Origin of the sequence: Algoriphagus sp. (assembly GCF_046296635.1) — a bacterium.
GTDB lineage: Bacteria > Bacteroidota > Bacteroidia > Cytophagales > Cyclobacteriaceae > Algoriphagus.
Map to the genome: position 1 here is coordinate 96602 of NZ_JBKBKZ010000005.1, position 15893 is coordinate 112494.

The following is a 15893-nucleotide window of genomic DNA, read 5'->3' on the forward strand; positions in this document are numbered from 1 at the left end:
CCTAAATTTTCACCTAGACAGATGACTTCAGAACAACTGAAAGACTTGAAAGCCCGCACATCGGCTTTGAGGAGGTATCTTTGACTACGATCGTAAGATTGCAGAAATAGAAGACCTCGAGGCGGTATCAGCCCAAGCTGACTTCTGGAACGACCCAGAGGCAGCAGAAAAAACAATGAAAGTAATCCAATCCCTCAAAGGTTGGACTTCATCATTTGAAAACCTGGATCAAAAAATCCAGGATTTGGACGTTTTGTATGAATTTTACAATGCTGACGAGGTTTCAGAGGATGAGCTAAAGGTAGAATTCCTCAATGCAAAAGAGGCTGTGGAGGAATTGGAATTCAAAAAGATGCTCTCCAATCCCGAAGATCAGCTCAATGCTGTTCTTGAAATCAATCCCGGAGCAGGAGGAACAGAAAGCAATGACTGGGCTTCCATCCTGATGCGAATGTACATCATGTGGGGAGAGAAAAATGGATTCAAAGTTCGTGAGGTGGATGTCCAAGAAGGGGAAGTGGCCGGAATCAAATCCGCCACTTTAGAATTCGAAGGTCCACTTGCCTATGGATTTTTAAAATCTGAAACCGGGGTTCACCGCTTGGTACGAATCTCACCTTTTGACTCAGGAGGTAGAAGACACACCTCGTTTGCTTCAGTCTATGCCTATCCCGAAGTCGATGACACGATCGAGATCGAAATCAATCCTGCGGACATAGAATTACATACTTCTCGTTCTGGCGGTGCCGGTGGTCAGAATGTAAACAAGGTAGAAACCAAAGTTCAGCTGACACACAAACCAACAGGCATCGTGGTAGTCTGTCAGGTCGAGCGATCCCAGCTTGGCAACCGGGAGAAAGCCATGCAAATGCTAAAATCCAGACTTTATCAAATAGAATTGGAAAAGCGAAATGCAGAAATAGCACGGGTCGAATCTTCCAAACTCCGAGTGGACTTTGGTTCACAGATCCGAAATTATGTCCTACACCCTTACAAGCTGGTGAAAGACAACCGAACCGGTCACGAGACATCGGATGCGGAAAGTGTGTTGAACGGAGGTTTGAATGATTTCATGAAAGCCTTCCTACTCGCTCAGAGCGAGGAAGAAGCAAACAAAGACTAATTGAAAAAGGCCGGAATTATTTTTCGGCTTTTTTTGCTTTCATCAAACAGAATTCTATGACCAGTATCCTCTTTCTTCGCCTCATCGTAGAGTCGGATGTCTTCCAATTCCTCAAGCTCCTCCATAAGCGCATTGAATTCCTCTAACGATAAGACCACCAAGGATCTTTCTCCCTTTGAATCATTGAAAAATTGAGGATTTAAAGTTTTCATAAAATTCAGTAGTAGGGTTAAAATCAGAAATAGTCTTAGAACTTCAACGGTAAGTTAGGATCAAGGTGTTTTTCAAATCCTTATCGATTTGCTCTTATGATTTAAATTACTAATGTAAACAGTACTAACTTGATTTACAGCAATCCAACTCAGTGAATTTTGAACAGGCCACTGGTTAGCGAATGATTCAATTGGATTTACGCCCGTTTGTTAACACATTTGTGCCAAATGCGGTTTGTTCCCTCTTTTTTCACCCTTGATTTTTTTTTACTCTGCACGAGTTCATTTTTATTTTTCTCATCCTTCAACATGATCATTCCTGAGCTTCCGGCTTATCTGAGTTCCTTGGGAGGTGAGGATTACAAAGGCTTGATCATCGCCTTATTCACGCTTTCGGCAGGACTTTCCAGACCATTTAGCGGAAAATTAGCGGATAAAATCGGTCGGATTCCTGTGATGATGTTCGGTACTATTGTCTGCTTTGTAGTTGGATTGCTTTACCCCATCCTGACCTTTGTTTCTGGTTTTCTTTTTCTCCGATTTGCACATGGTTTTTCGACAGGCTTCACTCCTACCGGTGCTTCTGCTTATGTTGCTGATATTGTTCCCTTTCAGAAGAGAGGCGAAGCGATGGGGATTCAATCGCTTTTTGGTTCTTTGGGTATGGCGGCAGGCCCAGCAGTTGGTGGCTGGATTGCCAGTATTTGGTCCATCAACACGGTCTTCTACTGTGCGGCATTCACAGCAATTTTCTCTATTTTAATTTTACTTCGTTTGAAGGAAACTTTGAAGGAAAAAGAACCACTTTCCCTAAGCTTATTCAAGCTAAATCGTCATGAGATTATCGAAAAGCGAGTCTTACTGCCATCAATCATCTTGTTTTTGTCAGTCTTTTCTTTCGGAGTGGTTTTGACTATCATTCCGGACTTTTCAGAATATCTAGGTATAAAAAATAAAGGTCTTTTCTTCGCTGTTTTCACCATTTCCTCCTTGGGAATCAGACTCATCGCCGGTAAAACTTCGGACAGGTATGGCCGTGTGATTGTTCTAAGGGTGGCTGTGATTTTTATGATGCTAGCAATGGTAGTAATTGCTTTTGCAGAAACTAAATTCGTGCTCCTGTCCTCAGGAGTTCTTTTTGGTGCAGCAGTGGGAATGTATAGTCCGACCACTACAGCTTGGGTCGTGGATTTATCCTTGGATAAGTTTCGAGGCCGAGCATTAGCCACGATGTATATTTTTCTAGAAAGTGGAATTGGAGTTGGTGCAGTAATCTCGGGATGGCTTTATGCAAACAATCCCGAGAATTTTCGTTTGGTATTTCTTACATCAGGAGGAATGGCTTTTCTTGCTTTTTTGATTTTGTTTTTCATCAAAAGAGACCGAAAAACCTACATGAGCCATCAATAACCCAAGTAATTGCTCACTCTTGGAATTGCCAAAATGGATTTTTGCCGACCGTTATAGTAAGTGACTTTTTCTCCATCAAAGAATGCTCCCTCTTCCAGCATTACCCTGACATCCTTATTCCATTCCTTCACAAAAACCACTGCATTCAATTCAATCGCATAGCCTGTATTCGCATGAAGTGGAAAATCTCCGGCTCCGGGAGTAACGCCTTGATTGTCCCACATTCCGATCGTTGGTCCAGCAGAATGACCATAATATCCTAATGGATGGGTATATATACTTCCACGGATTCCTTCCACTTCCATTTGTTTTCTTGACTCACGGAGAATATCGTTTCCGGTTCTTCCACTTTTATAATTAGAAGTCAAAATATCCTGAAGCCGATTGCCGACTGCCAGTGCATCCTGCAAATATTTTGGAACGTCTGTTTCGCCGCCTCTCAGCACATAGGCTAATTCCTGAGTATCGGTGTTTAATCTTAAATAAGTTATCCCAAAGTCTATATGGAGTAAATCTCCTGGCATGATCACTTGGGTACTTGGACGAACAGCAAAGGAACGACTAGCTTCATCAGAAGTTGGATCGGGTCGCTGAATATCTACTGTAGGATGAAACCAAGTATCCAGGTTCATGTCCACGATTTTTTCTCGATAAAACCAAACCACATCATCAGTAGTGGTCACGCCTGGAGTGATCACCCGATCGGAAAGTCCTTCAGCGATAATATAGTGCGCTAATTCCTGAATATGTTTATAGGTTGCCATCTCGGCAGCTGTGCGAGTTTCCAACCATCTGACCGCTAAAGTTTGGGCTGAGACGACTTTGCTTTTCTGAGCTGCGGGAAGATTTTTCATAAACTCCTCATGATCAAAGTGGGTCAATCCATCCGCATGCCCGTAATCTTTTGCAAAGTTGAGTCCGATTTTTTTAGGATTTTTTGTGGATATAATCTCCATCAACGCCTTCCACTGATCAGGCTGAGCTTCTGGATCCCAAGCTTTTTTGAATGATTTTCCCACATCATATCGGGCAATGGCGTACGTCTCAACCGGAGCATTGGCTGAAGGCTGATACATCACCAAAATCGTCCTTCTCCTTGCGGCATGCCAAGTAGCAGGCAAAAGGGTTCGGATCACAGGATCCTCGTTGTACTCGCGAGACATCACAATCCACATGTCAATGCCTGTCTCAGTCATCAAACTGGGCAGGAGGTTTTGAATCCTGTCTTCAAGCCAGGAATCAATCACTTCAGCCTGTGCCCGTTGAGTAAGCACGGCAGGTTGTTGTGAAAAGGATGGAAAGTAGGAGATTGCTACCAAAAAAGGGAGTAAAAATCGCTTCATAGGGTTCATTTTAGATTTGAACCTAAGATAGCTTTAAGAATGAAAAGTAGAAATGCCTTTTAAAAAATAGTCTCCTGTTCTGATAGGACAGCTTCCCTCATAAGTCGCTTTTTGCTCAGTGAATGGAATCGATAAAAGAGCATGACCGCGGTGATACTCAATCCTATCAACAAACCATACCAAATACCTTTCTCCGCCATCCCAAATTCAAAAGCAAATAAATAACCCAATGGCAATCCCAATACCCAATAGGCCATGAGTGTAACCAAAGTGGGAACTTTCACATCTTCCATCCCTCTCAATACTCCAAGACCGACCACCTGTACTCCATCCGAAAGCTGGAAAAGTCCGGCGATAATCAACAAGGACGCGGATAAAGCGATCACTTCAGGATCATCGATATATAAGGTTGGTAAATAAAATCGAGCCGCAATAAACAAAACAGCCGCACTAAACATGAAAACAAGTACCATCCCGAAAACAACCATTCCCGCCTCCCGCATAGCTTTGATGTTGCCTTTTCCGATCTGATTACTGACTCGAATCATGCCTGCCGTGGCGAGGCCTGTTGCCATCATATAACTAATCGATGCCAAATTCAAGGCAATCTGATGTCCTGCCAGCGCATTCACGCCGATCCAACCCATCATAATTGCAGCTGCACTGAAAGCAGAAACTTCAAAAATGAACTGAAACCCTGTCGGAACACCGATTTTTAGAATTCTGTAAATCATCGGAAGGCTGGCGTTTCGAAGTGAAAGTGTAAATTGAAAAATTCGATACCGCTGAGAATAAAAAACATAGCCCCCCATCAACACCATCATCAAAACTCTGGAGATCAAAGTAGCCCAACCTGCTCCATTCAATCCTAAGGCAGGAGCACCCAAATAACCCCAAATCAAAACCCAGTTCAAAAAGATATTGATCAGATTACAGAAAATAGTGATATACATCGCCTGCTTGGTCTGAGACAAGCCTTCAGCCATTTGCTTGAAGGTTTGAAACACCATCATCGGCAGAAGTGAGGCTGTGATTATCAATAAATAAGGAATAGCCAAAACCACCACTTCCTCTGGCTGATTGAGGAAATGTAACCCTTGGGATAATCCCAAAACAATAACCGTTATCAGAATACTTGTGGCCACATTGATCCAAAGTCCATGGGTGAAAAGTTTCGAAATACGTTTTGTTTTCCCTTTTCCCTCAGCGATAGATACTAAAGGAGTAATTCCCATGGAAATACCGATTCCAAACATCATCAAAACGAAAAAAATACTGTTTCCCAGTGAGGCAGCTGCCAAAGGTAAAGCACCCAATCGACCTACCATCATACTATCGGCAACACCTACAGAGACCTGCCCCAACTGACTGAGCATCAATGGATATGCCAAATGAAAAGTGGTGTTTAAATGATCTCTAAGTGTCATAAATTCAATATCCTAAAATTCTGGCTGCTTTCAAGATGCCCGCAATACTTAAACTATCCGTAATTTCACCGGACATCACCATATTTAATACGGCTTGGAAAGGAAGTTTTTTAATCTGAAGAACTTCTGTTTCCTCAAATTCCGTTTCACCTTCGGTCAGATTTTCTGCTAAGAAAACATAACCTGCCTCATCAGTCACAGAGTTTGAAGTGTGAATTTTAAGGATGTTTGTCCACTTTTTAGCCTGTAGACCTGTCTCCTCTTTAAGCTCTCTTTGGGCCGATTCCAAGGTATCAATTCCAATCAAACCTCCACCCATGGGAATCTCCCAGGAATATTCCTTCAAAGCATACCTGTACTGTCCAACAATCCAAGTATTTCCTTCTTTGTCAATGGGTATGATTCCTATGGCCAAATTTTTAAAATGAACTATACTATAAATCCCATCTTTGCCAGCAGGATTTACAATATCATGATGCTCGAGTTTTATCCATGGGTTTTCATAGATATTGGTTATTCCAAGAGTTTTCCAAGGGTTCTCAGTCATAGTTTTTATCAAAAAAAAAGGGCGGATTAGCCGCCCTTGATATAAATTTTAAATTTCCTTATGCAGGAATAGGGAGCACTTTTGAATCTTTGAAAGTAGAAAGAATTACCATCGACTGCATGGAATCGACTTCTCTGATTTCAGAAACTTTTTCAAGCATCAATTTCTGATAAGCGGTAATATCTTTTGCAATTATCTTAAGGATAAAATCACCAGTACCTGTAATGTGATGACATTCGATCACTTCTTGGATTTCATTGATCTCCTTCATGAATGCATCAATATTTCCTTTGTTGTGTCCTATTAAGCTAACCAGTACGAAAGTACTCACTCCCAATCCAATTCTTTCAGGGTCAAGCTTTGCATGGTAGCTTTTGATAATACCAGATTGCTCCAGTTTCTTAACTCGCTCTAGGGTGGGAGCAGGTGAAAGTCCGATATCTTTTGACAATTGGGCATTGGTGATTTTGGCATTTGCCTGAAGGATTTCAAGAATCCTACGATCTATTTTATCAAATTTTATTCTAACGCTATTATCCATGTCTTTCGGATTTACAAAATTTTATGTGGTACAAATTTAATATAATTGATGAATGTTTTAAATCGATTTAAACCTTTTTGATGAGTGGAATCAAAATTTTATTAATCTTTTGAAAGAAAACTGCCAAGAATACAATTGAAACTCTTTGCGCAGTCCAAAAAATTCAAATTATCTCTTGTTCTGAGGTTGATTAACGAGAGATTTTAAATTAAAGTTTATTCTTTTTTATGAAATCCCGTGCCTCCTTGTGCGCAGGATGTTTTCGCTTTGCGTATTTTTTCACTTGATCAAAATACTTTTTGGCCTGAGCCTTGTTTTTGGATTCAGTCTCCATCTTTCCAAGCTGAATCAGTGAATGAAGGTAATAGCCACTTTCCTGAGATTCTGATTCTTCTCCATAGGCTACAGTTTTAAGGTAATACTCCTTAGCTTCGGGTTTTTGACCTATTCGATTATAATATTCAGCTACGTAAAAAGCCGCAAATCTCCCACTGTTTGACTCATAGCCATATTGCTTTTGATCTATTCGATTCAAAATCTCAAAGGATTTTTCCACCGATTCTGTCCATCTCCCCACGGTATATAAATGCCTGGCATAGGATCGATGGAAATATGGGTTGTTTGGGAACTTGGAATGCAGGTATTCTGAAATTCTTAATGCCTCGTAAGGTTTCTTTTCCTCAGATGCATATAATCTAAAAAGGAAATACTGGGCTTCGACTCTGGTATAAAAGGCATTGGTTGCTACATTTTCCAGCTGCCTTAAACCCAATTCTTTATTCCCCTTTGGAAATAATGCCATCATCGGTTTCAATATGGGATAATTTTCAGGGATCCAAACAGAAAAATAGTTGAACAATGCATCTCCAAGTAAAAGCTCGGGGTTGAACTCTTCCTCTCCCCTACTCAACTCCATATATTTCAGAGCATTTCTTCCTGCCCAAGCAGCCTTTGTCCAACTTTTCCGCTCACTGTATAATCTCCCTTGAAAACCGTATCCTGCCGCTAAAAAAAAAGCTGCTTCTTTGTTTTTGGGATTTTCATCAAACATCCGCTTTGCTTTTTCATTGGCTCGATCTAAATGCTGAATAAAAACATTATCAAACCGGGTATTTGTAACATCAACTTCAATCCTCCACCAATAACCTAAAGCCATCAAAAAATCAGGTAAGGGATGTTGAGGATATTGGTACATAATTACCGCGAAATCCCGCTCTGCTGTGGGAAAATCAAAGTCGTACATGCTATTGATAGCCTTTGTGACTCGATATTGTAGTCCCTTGTCGAGAAGGAGATATTCTGAGTTGGAATCAGGAATCACGGGATCTCCAGCCTGCGAATATGCATTACCTGAAGCTAGGACCATCCAAAAACATAAAATTGCTATCCAAACTCTACTATTCATGTGTTTATAATTGTTTTTTATTGGTCACACCTGCCTGCCGGCAGGCAGGTGGAATGCCCTCGATAATCATTCCCCCGTGTGATCCCGTACGTACGGGATCATGGGCATTTCATTACTTTCTTTCTGTTCTTGTTGCAAAACTACGGCGAATTCCAAACAATCATTTAGATTTGGTTACTTTAACAAATGTAAATGGCTAAACCTGCTTCACCTTTAGCACAACGATTGAATGAGCTAATAGATTTCGATAAGAGACTTTATTTTTTCGTTCTCTTGCTGATTTTTTTGGTTTTGAGATACCTCACTAATACCCTGATACTTGAATCAATCCCGGATTATGAGACATTGGAATCGCAGGGAGGTTTAATGTTCTTCCATATATTCAACACCCTGAATTACGTTTGGACGCCTTTCGCTTTGCTTTGGAAGTTTACAGTGATTGCTTTTTTATTCTGGTCAATGGGACTGATGATTGGGTACAAAGCCAACTTCAGAGACCTATGGAAATTCGCACTAGTGGCTGAGGTTGTATTTATTTTCCCGGAATTACTCCGATTATTAGTCTACCTGAACCCCTCAAGCGGTGTGACTTATTTCGACATTCAAAATTTCGAACCCTTATCCGTTCTGTGGTTGGTGGGTCCTGAAAACATTGATGTAAAGTTTCACTACCCCCTTTCAGTTTTGAATATATTCGAATTGATCTACGGAGCTTTCTGGGTTTTAGGATTCCACATGATTAGTAGGAGATCTATCGAGGAGAGTACTTTGGTGGTTCTGATCGCCTATTTTCTCCCATTACTTATTTGGCTGGGATTCTACATTGGTGCTTACCGCTAGGATTTACGTAGCTTTTTGGCATCACTACTACAGCGTTGGGAGCAATATTTCACTTCATTCCAGTTTTTCTCCCATTTCTTTCTCCAGGTAAAAGGACGGTTGCAAACGATACAGATTTTTTCAGGTAAATGTTCTTTCTTCATCTTAAGCCCATCGATTAGGTAACGTATGTTTTTCGACAATTCGATTTGATTCTTTTACAACTTCCGGGTCCTTTTGGGCTCCCCAAATTCGATCGCGGGCTGCAGCTGCAGCTTTTTCAGAGTTCACTAGGGGAAAGGGATAATCTTCCCCAAGTTGAAAACCTAAGCTTTGCTGCTCCATAGGAGTCAATTCCCATGGTGTGTGGATCAACGAATTTGACAATTTGGATAATTCCGGAACCCACTTTCGAATAAAAACTCCGTCGGGATCATGATCCTGCGATTGCTTTATCGGATTATAAATCCTCACCGTATTGATCCCCGTCACCCCGGCTTGCATTTGGAGTTGCGGATAATGAATACCCGGCTCAAAATCCAAAAACATTTTCGCCAGATGATTCTTACCTGATCTCCAATCCTGCGATAGGTGATGGGTAAGAAAAGAAACTACCATTGCTCGCATTCGGAAGTTTAGATAACCAGTCTCTCGAAGGCATCGCATACAGGCATCCACCAATGGATAACCTGTCTGACCCATTTCCCAAGCTTGAATCCAATCCTCCCGCTTTTGATATTCAAATTTAAAAAACCCACGATTGAGAGGTTCAAACTCCATCCGGCTTTCCATCTCAAACTTTTGAATAAAATGACAATGCCAGCGTAGTCTGGATTGGAAATTGGTAAAGTTTCGTGTCTGAAAACCAGTCGCAGACTTTGACTCGGAGAGCTGGTACACTTCCCGAATGGAAAGACATCCCCAAGCCAAGTAAGGAGAAAGTCGACTGCAACCTTTTCGAGCTAGTTCAGGCTTGCTGATATGCCTATTGTAGTTTTTGACTCGATCTTCCAAGAAGCTTTTGAGATACATTCTGCCTTTGGATTCACCTCCGGGCTGCATCTGGGGGTTGGGAATTTTCCAGATTTCGGGGATTCCCTTTTGGCGAAAAGCTTCCCAAAATCGCTTGGACAAACTGATGAAAATGGCTTTTTTTAATTCAGGATTTTTCAGAGGAGCTTTAGCAAATCCAAACCAAGAATTTCTCCATCGTTCTCGGTTCTTTCTACCACGCTGAACTCCTTGCTGCAGGAATTCTTTCCATTCGATTTTATGCTCCTTAAAGAAAAGTCCCAATTCAATATCTCTATCAAAAGTGACTTTAATTCCAGTTTCCTGATGAGAATAAACTGCTTGAATTTGATATACTTCAATTAATCGCTCAAACACCTCTTTAACTTCAGTATTAAAAATGGCAATGGACGCCTGATATGTTTTCAGTCGGGAATTCAAATCCTCCAGACTTTCCCATACAAATCTCCAATGACGATCCTCGCTCTGAGGAGCAGCTACCAAAGATGGCTCAAAGCAATAAATCAGCAGTACTGGAAACCCCGCACGTATTGCTTCGAATATAGGTTCATGATCGCTTAATCTTAGGTCTCTCTTGAGCCAAACAATGGAGATTTTTTGCACAGATTTGAAACTTTAAGGAATCTGGAAAGTTTGAATGACATGACAAAATTTAAGGAACTTTCTGCCGAAGAAATTGATCGGATTATCGAAATGGCTTGGGAGGACCGAACACCTTTTGATGCAATCCTCGCACAATTTGGAATCAGCGAGGGGGAAACTATCGAGGTCATGCGGAGAAATATGAAGCGGAGTTCATTCAAGATGTGGCGGGCACGTGTACAAGGTCGAGCTACAAAGCATTTGAAGAAAAGTCCTGAAGATATGGATACATTCAAGTCCAGGATGCAGCGTGGCATTGCAATGAACAAATTATCAAAACGATAAAAGACCGATTAAATAACCGGCCCTTTACACTCAACAAACCAAACTTTTTGCCCTAATCTTCAAGTCCTCCCATCAAAATTTTATCATCCTGTAGAAATCTTGTGACTTTAATTACGAGATAAAGCTTTGGTTCAGATTGAGCTGCGACAAAAAAAAGTGAGCCAATTGACTCACTTTTTTTTATTCTAAACCCAATTTTAACCTAAAATTTAAACTGTCTCAAAAGGCCATCTCATGATACCTCCGGAAAGATTTTTTAATTTTTCGAAGCCCAGATCAGCCATGATTTCACAGGCTTGACCGCTTCGGTTGCCACTTCGGCAATAAAGTAAGTAGGTCTTATCCTTTGGAAGATTTTTAACCTGATTGGCAAAAGAGGAGGACATAATATCGAGATTCCTAGCGCCTCTTATTTTTCCTCCGGCAAATTCACCCGCAGTTCTCACATCGATGATAACGGTATCAGGTTGAAGCATCAGGTCATTGAAAGTGCCTGAAGGTATGTCTTCGTATTTTTTTGATTTTGAGCTAAAGAAGTTGAACATGGTCAAATATTTTTATTCAAATTTAAGAACACAACTACCTTCAAATCAGTAATAAATGTCACTTTAGTGATTTCAAGTTTCTTTGATTTTTAATCGGTTTTTCAGCTCAATTACTCCGAGACGGATGGCCAAAACCCAAGGAAAGCCGTGAAAGAGTAAATCTCCCCAATCCATCAATTTCATTCCTACAGCACCTCCCGCTAGCCATTTGATTTTTCCCCAGATGTGTGGTTCAGGAACGAAGGGGGCCAAACCCAATGTGGCGCAAATAATAAGAACTGCTTTCCAGGAATTAAGTGGATTTGATTTATTTAATTCTTTTTGTTCCATAGGTAAGTTATCTGTGACCAAAAGGTCTTTGGGAATTTTTCAACATGGTCAAAACCAAGTGGCTCTTTTCGTTTTCATTAGGAATATATGTTGTACCAAATTAATAATCCCAAATACTCAGGGAAATGCCATAATTGACACCATGACTTCCGACAGGCAAAAAAGATTTCGAAATATTCCTGAATCATACTAATCAAAGCGCAAATAACTCTTTGCCAATAATGTAAATACCCATCACGAGGACAAACCAGCCAAAACCTGTTTTCAGAATTTTTTCATTGATTTTTTTAGATAATGCGCTACCAATAAAAATCCCGATTATGGAGAGTCCGGTAAAAATCAATAGCATTTTCCAATCGATCGTTTGAGTGCCTATATCCCCCAGAAATCCAATTAAAGATTTTGCCGCAATAATGAGTAAGGAAGTGCCAACGGCCATTTTCATCGGAAGTCTTGCAAGAAGGACTAAGGCGGGAATAATCAAAAATCCTCCTCCAGCACCAACGATGCCGGTAACAACACCAACAATAGATCCCTCTAAAGCAATCATCGGGTAGTTGAATTTTAATTCCTGATTTTCATCACAGTCTTTACAATTTTTACCGGTAATCATGGAAATAGAAGCTGCAAGCATGATCAATGCAAAGAAAACCATGATTCCAATATTCTTAGTGATGACAGTTTCGCCCATCTTAAAAAGTACATCGGGAAGCCAAGGCACCAGAAATTTACGAGTTAGAAAAACCGTGATAAATGATGGAATTGCGAATACTATTGCCGTCCTGTAATTGACCAATCCTTTTTTCATAAAGGTACCGGCACCGACCAGAGAAGTCGAACCTACAACAAATAAGGAATAGGCCGTAGCTAAGACTGGATCTACATTCAGAATATAAACCAATACCGGAACAGTCAATATAGAACCTCCGCCTCCGATTAAGCCCAAACTCACTCCAATTAGTATAGCAGCTGCAAATCCTATGATGGTAATGATGTCCATTTTTTTTTTATGATTTTCTGCTACAAAAGTAAGACGGTCAAACAGCCCTATGCGGTGACAATTGTTACAATAACCACGATATGATAAGATTGTAAGTTAAAGTTTTGATAATGATGAATCATGTTTTGATATGATTTATATCCTGTAAATTTCTATTTGAAAAATTTAACTTTCACAAAATCAAGTGGCCATGAAAATAATCGTCCCAATAGACTTCTCCGAGAATTCAATTAAAGCTCTGGAGTTTGCCATTTTCATGGCGGATAAAAGAAATGCAAAAATAACCCTAGTCCATGTGGTTGAAGTGATCTATGACTTCGCTTCACAGGCTGCAATTGCACTTGACTCGATGTTCAAAGATGGAGAGAACCTACTTAAAAAAACGATTAAAAAGTATGAAGCCTCAGGTGTCGAGATGGACTACAAAATCACGGATGGAGTGGCATCCATAAGTACAGCAAGGATAGCGGATGAAATAGGTGCCACCCTGATTGTCATGAGTACTCAAGGTGCCAGTGGAATAAAGAAAGCACTGATCGGAACCACTACGGTGAACCTGATCCGTGAAGCAAATTGCCCGGTCTTGGTAGTCCCCGCTCAAGCCAATGTAAGCGAGATCAAAAAAATTACCCTAGCCTTAGAATTTGCAAATCATGAAGAAAAATTCATCGATTGGGTCATTTATATGAGTGAAAAATGGGGACTTGGATTGGAAATACTTCACATTCAAACCAATCAAGGGTTCAGGGAAGAGCTGGCTATTTTGGGAATGGAAGGCTATCTGCATAAAAAATATCCAGGTCTAAAAGTTAGGATACACACTTTTTATGCTTCAAGTGCCTCGGAGGGTTTGAACTTGTTTATGCAAGAACATGACAATATGATTTTAGTAATGTGTCATGAGCATAAGAATCTTTGGGACCAAATCATCCAAAAAAGTCAGTCCATTCAAATGGCTTATCATACCCATATTCCGCTATTGATCATGAGTTAAAATGATCAAAAAAGAGGTTTTCTCAAAAATGCTGTTGTGTTCTCTAAAAATAGCCTTCTGCTTAGGGTGACATCTGGGAAATGTTTTGACCAGCTTTTTTTTTTAGAAAACTGATCCTCATTTACTAATCAATTCCTCAAAATCGTCTCGGATGTAAATGACATTTCGTCCAAGTTCGATCCATTTTTTCTTTTCCAATTGCTTTAGGAGTCGAGATACCACTTCTCGTGATGTCCCCAATTCATTGGAGATTTCCTGATGGGTCATATGCAACTCATTTGCTTTATGCTGTTTCATCTTAGTAACAATATACTGCATCAGTCTCTGGTCCATTCGCTTGAATGCTACTGCATCTAATGCCACAAGCAATTCCTGAAATCTCATCTGATAAGTGCTGGACACAAAGTCCTTCCACTGCTTAAATTCATTCGAAAATTGTTCGTGAACTTCAATTGGAATAAAAATCATAATTGCTTTGTCCTCCACAATTGCCTTGATTTCGCTGGGACGGGAAGCAGTACAGCAAGTTAAAGAGAGCGCACAAGTCTCACCCTGATCGATGTAATAAAGAAATAATTCTTTTCCTTCATCATCCATCCTCATGATTTTGATAGAACCTTCGATGACAAGAGGAACTGCTTTGATAAATTGACCCGGCTCCATAAGTACCTTCCCAGGTTCGAGGTCCACCACTTGACCTCTGTCCAAAATCGCCTGAAGCAGTTTTGGATCTGTAATATTTGGCAGCGCTTGGTTTAGTTTTTCGATGGTCATGGGATTGGACTAGGGCACAAAAATGTTTTCACTCAAAATTGAATTTAGTGATAAATGTCACGTTCAGGAACTTTTTTAATTACAAAAAATTCAATTTCTGACAAAAACACCTAACAAATTAGATCTCGATGTGACTTTCGTCACCAATTTTCATTTGTAGTCTACCTAATTTCCTGCTTAAAATAAACCCGATAATGAAACACTATCAAATTTTAATAATTGGAGGAGGTACAGCAGGAATTACAATTGCTGCACAACTGAAAAAGAAAGATTCAAGCATTCAGATTGCTATCATTGAACCATCATCCAAACATTACTATCAACCTGCCTGGACCTTAGTAGGTGCTGGAGCATTTGACTTTAAAGATACTGAACGGGAAGAAGCTGAATATATTCCCAAAGGTGTAGAATGGATTCAAGATAAAGCCATAGGAATTGACCCCGACCTTAATCAAGTTTCTACAGAAAAATCAGGTGATTTTTCTTATGATTTTTTAATCCCAGTTCCAGGTTTAGTAATGGCTCCTGAGCTTTTACCGGGATTAAAGGAATCTTTGGGTAAAGGTGTAGTATGTTCGAATTACACAGATCCTGAACATACTTGGGAAGTTCTCAAAAATTTCAAAGGAGGAAATGCTGTATTTACTCAGCCTACCACCCCTATCAAGTGTGGTGGAGCTCCTCAGAAAATTATGTATATGGCAGAGGAGTATTTCAGAAAAACTGGAGTCCGTGACAAAACGAAGGTCTTATTTGCAACTCCTGGAACTGTGATTTTTGGAGTACCTGAGTTTGCCAAAACGCTGAACAGAATCATCAATGAGCGTGACATAATCTTCAAACCATTCTATGCGCCTGTTAAAATAGATGCTGAAAAACAGGAAATCTATTTTCAATATTCCAAGCCAGGAGAAAGTAATTGCACCATCATGGAAGGTAATCCGCTCGGAGAAGAAATAATTGGAGCTACCGAAATCAAAGTTCATTTTGATATGCTTCATTTGGCACCACCACAAACAGCTCCGAAATTCATTCAGGACTCTAAGGTTTCGATTCAAGAAGGACCAGGAAAAGGTTGGATTGATGTGGACATTCATACAATGCAGCATAAGCGTTATCCAAACATTTTCTCGGTTGGTGATGTGGCCAATTTGCCCACTGCAAAAACCGGTGCTGCAATCCGGAAACAAGCACCCGTCTTAGTAGAAAACTTGTTAAAGCTCATCAAATCTGGTAAAGTGGGAGCTGAATCCTACAATGGCTACTCTTCATGTCCAATAGTAACAGGGTATAGTAAAATGCTCCTTTGTGAATTCAAATATGATAACATCAAAGACAGTGATCCATTGATCTCCACTTTTGTGGATACGACTAAGGAACAATATAGCATGTGGCTACTTAAAAAATACGGGCTTCCATTTATGTATTGGAATCTGATGCTGCGAGGTAAAGCTTAACACAAAA

Annotated in this window: 18 protein-coding genes; 6 read left to right on the plus strand and 12 right to left on the minus strand. The window is 40.3% G+C overall.

Annotated features, from left to right (window positions below; all coding sequences use genetic code 11):
* Positions 1–21: 21 nt before the first annotated feature.
* Positions 22–1123, plus strand: a protein-coding gene (gene prfB / locus ACK4HU_RS05660; RefSeq protein WP_409804130.1) for a peptide chain release factor 2 whose coding sequence is annotated in 2 segments (ribosomal slippage) — positions 22–81 and positions 83–1123 — 1101 coding nt in all. Because the reading frame shifts where the segments join, the coding sequence is not laid out codon by codon here.
* On the opposite strand, the gene ACK4HU_RS05665 is transcribed toward prfB, so the two are convergent.
* Complete coding sequence (locus tag ACK4HU_RS05665; RefSeq protein WP_409804132.1) at positions 1120–1335, minus strand: hypothetical protein; 216 nt, start codon at positions 1333–1335, stop codon at positions 1120–1122. The two genes, prfB and ACK4HU_RS05665, sit on opposite strands and share 4 nt — an antisense overlap.
* A gap of 228 nt (positions 1336–1563) precedes the next feature.
* Here ACK4HU_RS05665 and ACK4HU_RS05670 point away from each other — a divergent pair, with 228 nt between their 5' ends.
* Positions 1564–2745 carry an MFS transporter gene (locus ACK4HU_RS05670; RefSeq protein WP_409804135.1) on the plus strand — a complete coding sequence of 394 codons (1182 nt, stop codon included), beginning with the start codon at positions 1564–1566 and terminating at the stop codon, positions 2743–2745.
* Here ACK4HU_RS05670 and ACK4HU_RS05675 read toward each other — a convergent pair.
* The 5 genes from ACK4HU_RS05675 to ACK4HU_RS05695 form a co-directional block, all read right to left on the minus strand.
* Positions 2739–4088: a M24 family metallopeptidase gene (locus ACK4HU_RS05675; protein WP_409804137.1), complete on the minus strand. Its 1350-nt coding sequence runs from the start codon at positions 4086–4088 to the stop codon at positions 2739–2741. The genes ACK4HU_RS05670 and ACK4HU_RS05675 overlap by 7 nt on opposite strands.
* Positions 4089–4147: 59 nt before the next feature.
* Positions 4148–5515: an MATE family efflux transporter gene (locus ACK4HU_RS05680; protein WP_409804140.1), complete on the minus strand. Its 1368-nt coding sequence runs from the start codon at positions 5513–5515 to the stop codon at positions 4148–4150.
* Between the two features lie 4 nt (positions 5516–5519).
* The gene (locus ACK4HU_RS05685; protein WP_409804142.1) at positions 5520–6062 is read right to left on the minus strand and encodes an NUDIX domain-containing protein; all 543 of its coding nucleotides are present in this window, start codon (positions 6060–6062) and stop codon (positions 5520–5522) included.
* Between the two features lie 58 nt (positions 6063–6120).
* On the minus strand, positions 6121–6603 hold the full coding sequence (locus tag ACK4HU_RS05690; protein WP_409804144.1) for an Lrp/AsnC family transcriptional regulator: 483 nt from the start codon (positions 6601–6603) through the stop codon (positions 6121–6123).
* A gap of 208 nt (positions 6604–6811) precedes the next feature.
* A complete protein-coding gene (locus ACK4HU_RS05695; protein ID WP_409804147.1) occupies positions 6812–8008 on the minus strand; it encodes a tetratricopeptide repeat protein in 1197 nt (398 codons plus the stop codon).
* A 192-nt stretch (positions 8009–8200) separates the two neighbouring features.
* Here ACK4HU_RS05695 and ACK4HU_RS05700 point away from each other — a divergent pair, with 192 nt between their 5' ends.
* Entirely contained in the window at positions 8201–8848 is a 648-nt protein-coding gene (locus ACK4HU_RS05700; RefSeq protein WP_409804150.1) for a sulfate ABC transporter permease, read from the plus strand.
* On the opposite strand, the gene ACK4HU_RS05705 is transcribed toward ACK4HU_RS05700, so the two are convergent.
* Entirely contained in the window at positions 8845–8991 is a 147-nt protein-coding gene (locus tag ACK4HU_RS05705) for a DUF2256 domain-containing protein (protein WP_409804152.1), read from the minus strand. The genes ACK4HU_RS05700 and ACK4HU_RS05705 overlap by 4 nt on opposite strands.
* Before the next feature lies 1 nt (position 8992).
* Positions 8993–10462: a deoxyribodipyrimidine photo-lyase/cryptochrome family protein gene (locus tag ACK4HU_RS05710; protein ID WP_409804155.1), complete on the minus strand. Its 1470-nt coding sequence runs from the start codon at positions 10460–10462 to the stop codon at positions 8993–8995.
* Positions 10463–10501: 39 nt separating this feature from the next.
* Here ACK4HU_RS05710 and ACK4HU_RS05715 point away from each other — a divergent pair, with 39 nt between their 5' ends.
* Positions 10502–10786, plus strand: a complete 285-nt coding sequence (locus tag ACK4HU_RS05715) for a TIGR03643 family protein (RefSeq protein ID WP_409804156.1) — start codon at positions 10502–10504, stop codon at positions 10784–10786.
* Between the two features lie 209 nt (positions 10787–10995).
* Here ACK4HU_RS05715 and ACK4HU_RS05720 read toward each other — a convergent pair whose 3' ends face one another.
* From ACK4HU_RS05720 to ACK4HU_RS05730, 3 genes are all read right to left on the minus strand, one after another.
* Entirely contained in the window at positions 10996–11331 is a 336-nt protein-coding gene (locus ACK4HU_RS05720) for a rhodanese-like domain-containing protein (protein ID WP_409804158.1), read from the minus strand.
* A 72-nt stretch (positions 11332–11403) separates the two neighbouring features.
* The gene (locus ACK4HU_RS05725) at positions 11404–11661 is read right to left on the minus strand and encodes a hypothetical protein (RefSeq protein WP_409804160.1); all 258 of its coding nucleotides are present in this window, start codon (positions 11659–11661) and stop codon (positions 11404–11406) included.
* A 193-nt stretch (positions 11662–11854) separates the two neighbouring features.
* Complete coding sequence (locus tag ACK4HU_RS05730; protein ID WP_409804162.1) at positions 11855–12661, minus strand: sulfite exporter TauE/SafE family protein; 807 nt, start codon at positions 12659–12661, stop codon at positions 11855–11857.
* Between the two features lie 190 nt (positions 12662–12851).
* Between ACK4HU_RS05730 and ACK4HU_RS05735 the strand changes: the two genes are divergently transcribed.
* Positions 12852–13655, plus strand: coding sequence for a universal stress protein (locus ACK4HU_RS05735; protein WP_409804164.1), 804 nt, complete (start codon positions 12852–12854; stop codon positions 13653–13655).
* Positions 13656–13772: 117 nt separating this feature from the next.
* On the opposite strand, the gene ACK4HU_RS05740 is transcribed toward ACK4HU_RS05735, so the two are convergent.
* Positions 13773–14429 (minus strand): Crp/Fnr family transcriptional regulator, encoded by a 657-nt coding sequence (locus tag ACK4HU_RS05740; protein WP_409804166.1) that lies wholly within the window; start codon positions 14427–14429, stop codon positions 13773–13775.
* Positions 14430–14623: 194 nt separating this feature from the next.
* Between ACK4HU_RS05740 and ACK4HU_RS05745 the strand changes: the two genes are divergently transcribed.
* Complete coding sequence (locus tag ACK4HU_RS05745) at positions 14624–15886, plus strand: FAD-dependent oxidoreductase (RefSeq protein ID WP_409804169.1); 1263 nt, start codon at positions 14624–14626, stop codon at positions 15884–15886.
* Positions 15887–15893 lie beyond the last annotated feature (7 nt).

What these genes read in the sequence shown, in the direction of transcription:
- ACK4HU_RS05665 (WP_409804132.1), bottom strand. Translation starts at nt 1,335, where the DNA reads ATGAAAACTTTAAATCCTCAATTTTTCAATGATTCAAAGGGAGAAAGA.
- ACK4HU_RS05670 (WP_409804135.1), top strand. Translation starts at nt 1,564, where the DNA reads ATGCGGTTTGTTCCCTCTTTTTTCACCCTTGATTTTTTTTTACTCTGC.
- ACK4HU_RS05675 (WP_409804137.1), bottom strand. Translation starts at nt 4,088, where the DNA reads ATGAAGCGATTTTTACTCCCTTTTTTGGTAGCAATCTCCTACTTTCCA.
- ACK4HU_RS05680 (WP_409804140.1), bottom strand. Translation starts at nt 5,515, where the DNA reads ATGACACTTAGAGATCATTTAAACACCACTTTTCATTTGGCATATCCA.
- ACK4HU_RS05685 (WP_409804142.1), bottom strand. Translation starts at nt 6,062, where the DNA reads ATGACTGAGAACCCTTGGAAAACTCTTGGAATAACCAATATCTATGAA.
- ACK4HU_RS05690 (WP_409804144.1), bottom strand. Translation starts at nt 6,603, where the DNA reads ATGGATAATAGCGTTAGAATAAAATTTGATAAAATAGATCGTAGGATT.
- ACK4HU_RS05695 (WP_409804147.1), bottom strand. Translation starts at nt 8,008, where the DNA reads ATGAATAGTAGAGTTTGGATAGCAATTTTATGTTTTTGGATGGTCCTA.
- ACK4HU_RS05700 (WP_409804150.1), top strand. Translation starts at nt 8,201, where the DNA reads ATGGCTAAACCTGCTTCACCTTTAGCACAACGATTGAATGAGCTAATA.
- ACK4HU_RS05705 (WP_409804152.1), bottom strand. Translation starts at nt 8,991, where the DNA reads ATGAAGAAAGAACATTTACCTGAAAAAATCTGTATCGTTTGCAACCGT.
- ACK4HU_RS05715 (WP_409804156.1), top strand. Translation starts at nt 10,502, where the DNA reads ATGACAAAATTTAAGGAACTTTCTGCCGAAGAAATTGATCGGATTATC.
- ACK4HU_RS05720 (WP_409804158.1), bottom strand. Translation starts at nt 11,331, where the DNA reads ATGTTCAACTTCTTTAGCTCAAAATCAAAAAAATACGAAGACATACCT.
- ACK4HU_RS05725 (WP_409804160.1), bottom strand. Translation starts at nt 11,661, where the DNA reads ATGGAACAAAAAGAATTAAATAAATCAAATCCACTTAATTCCTGGAAA.
- ACK4HU_RS05730 (WP_409804162.1), bottom strand. Translation starts at nt 12,661, where the DNA reads ATGGACATCATTACCATCATAGGATTTGCAGCTGCTATACTAATTGGA.
- ACK4HU_RS05735 (WP_409804164.1), top strand. Translation starts at nt 12,852, where the DNA reads ATGAAAATAATCGTCCCAATAGACTTCTCCGAGAATTCAATTAAAGCT.
- ACK4HU_RS05740 (WP_409804166.1), bottom strand. Translation starts at nt 14,429, where the DNA reads ATGACCATCGAAAAACTAAACCAAGCGCTGCCAAATATTACAGATCCA.
- ACK4HU_RS05745 (WP_409804169.1), top strand. Translation starts at nt 14,624, where the DNA reads ATGAAACACTATCAAATTTTAATAATTGGAGGAGGTACAGCAGGAATT.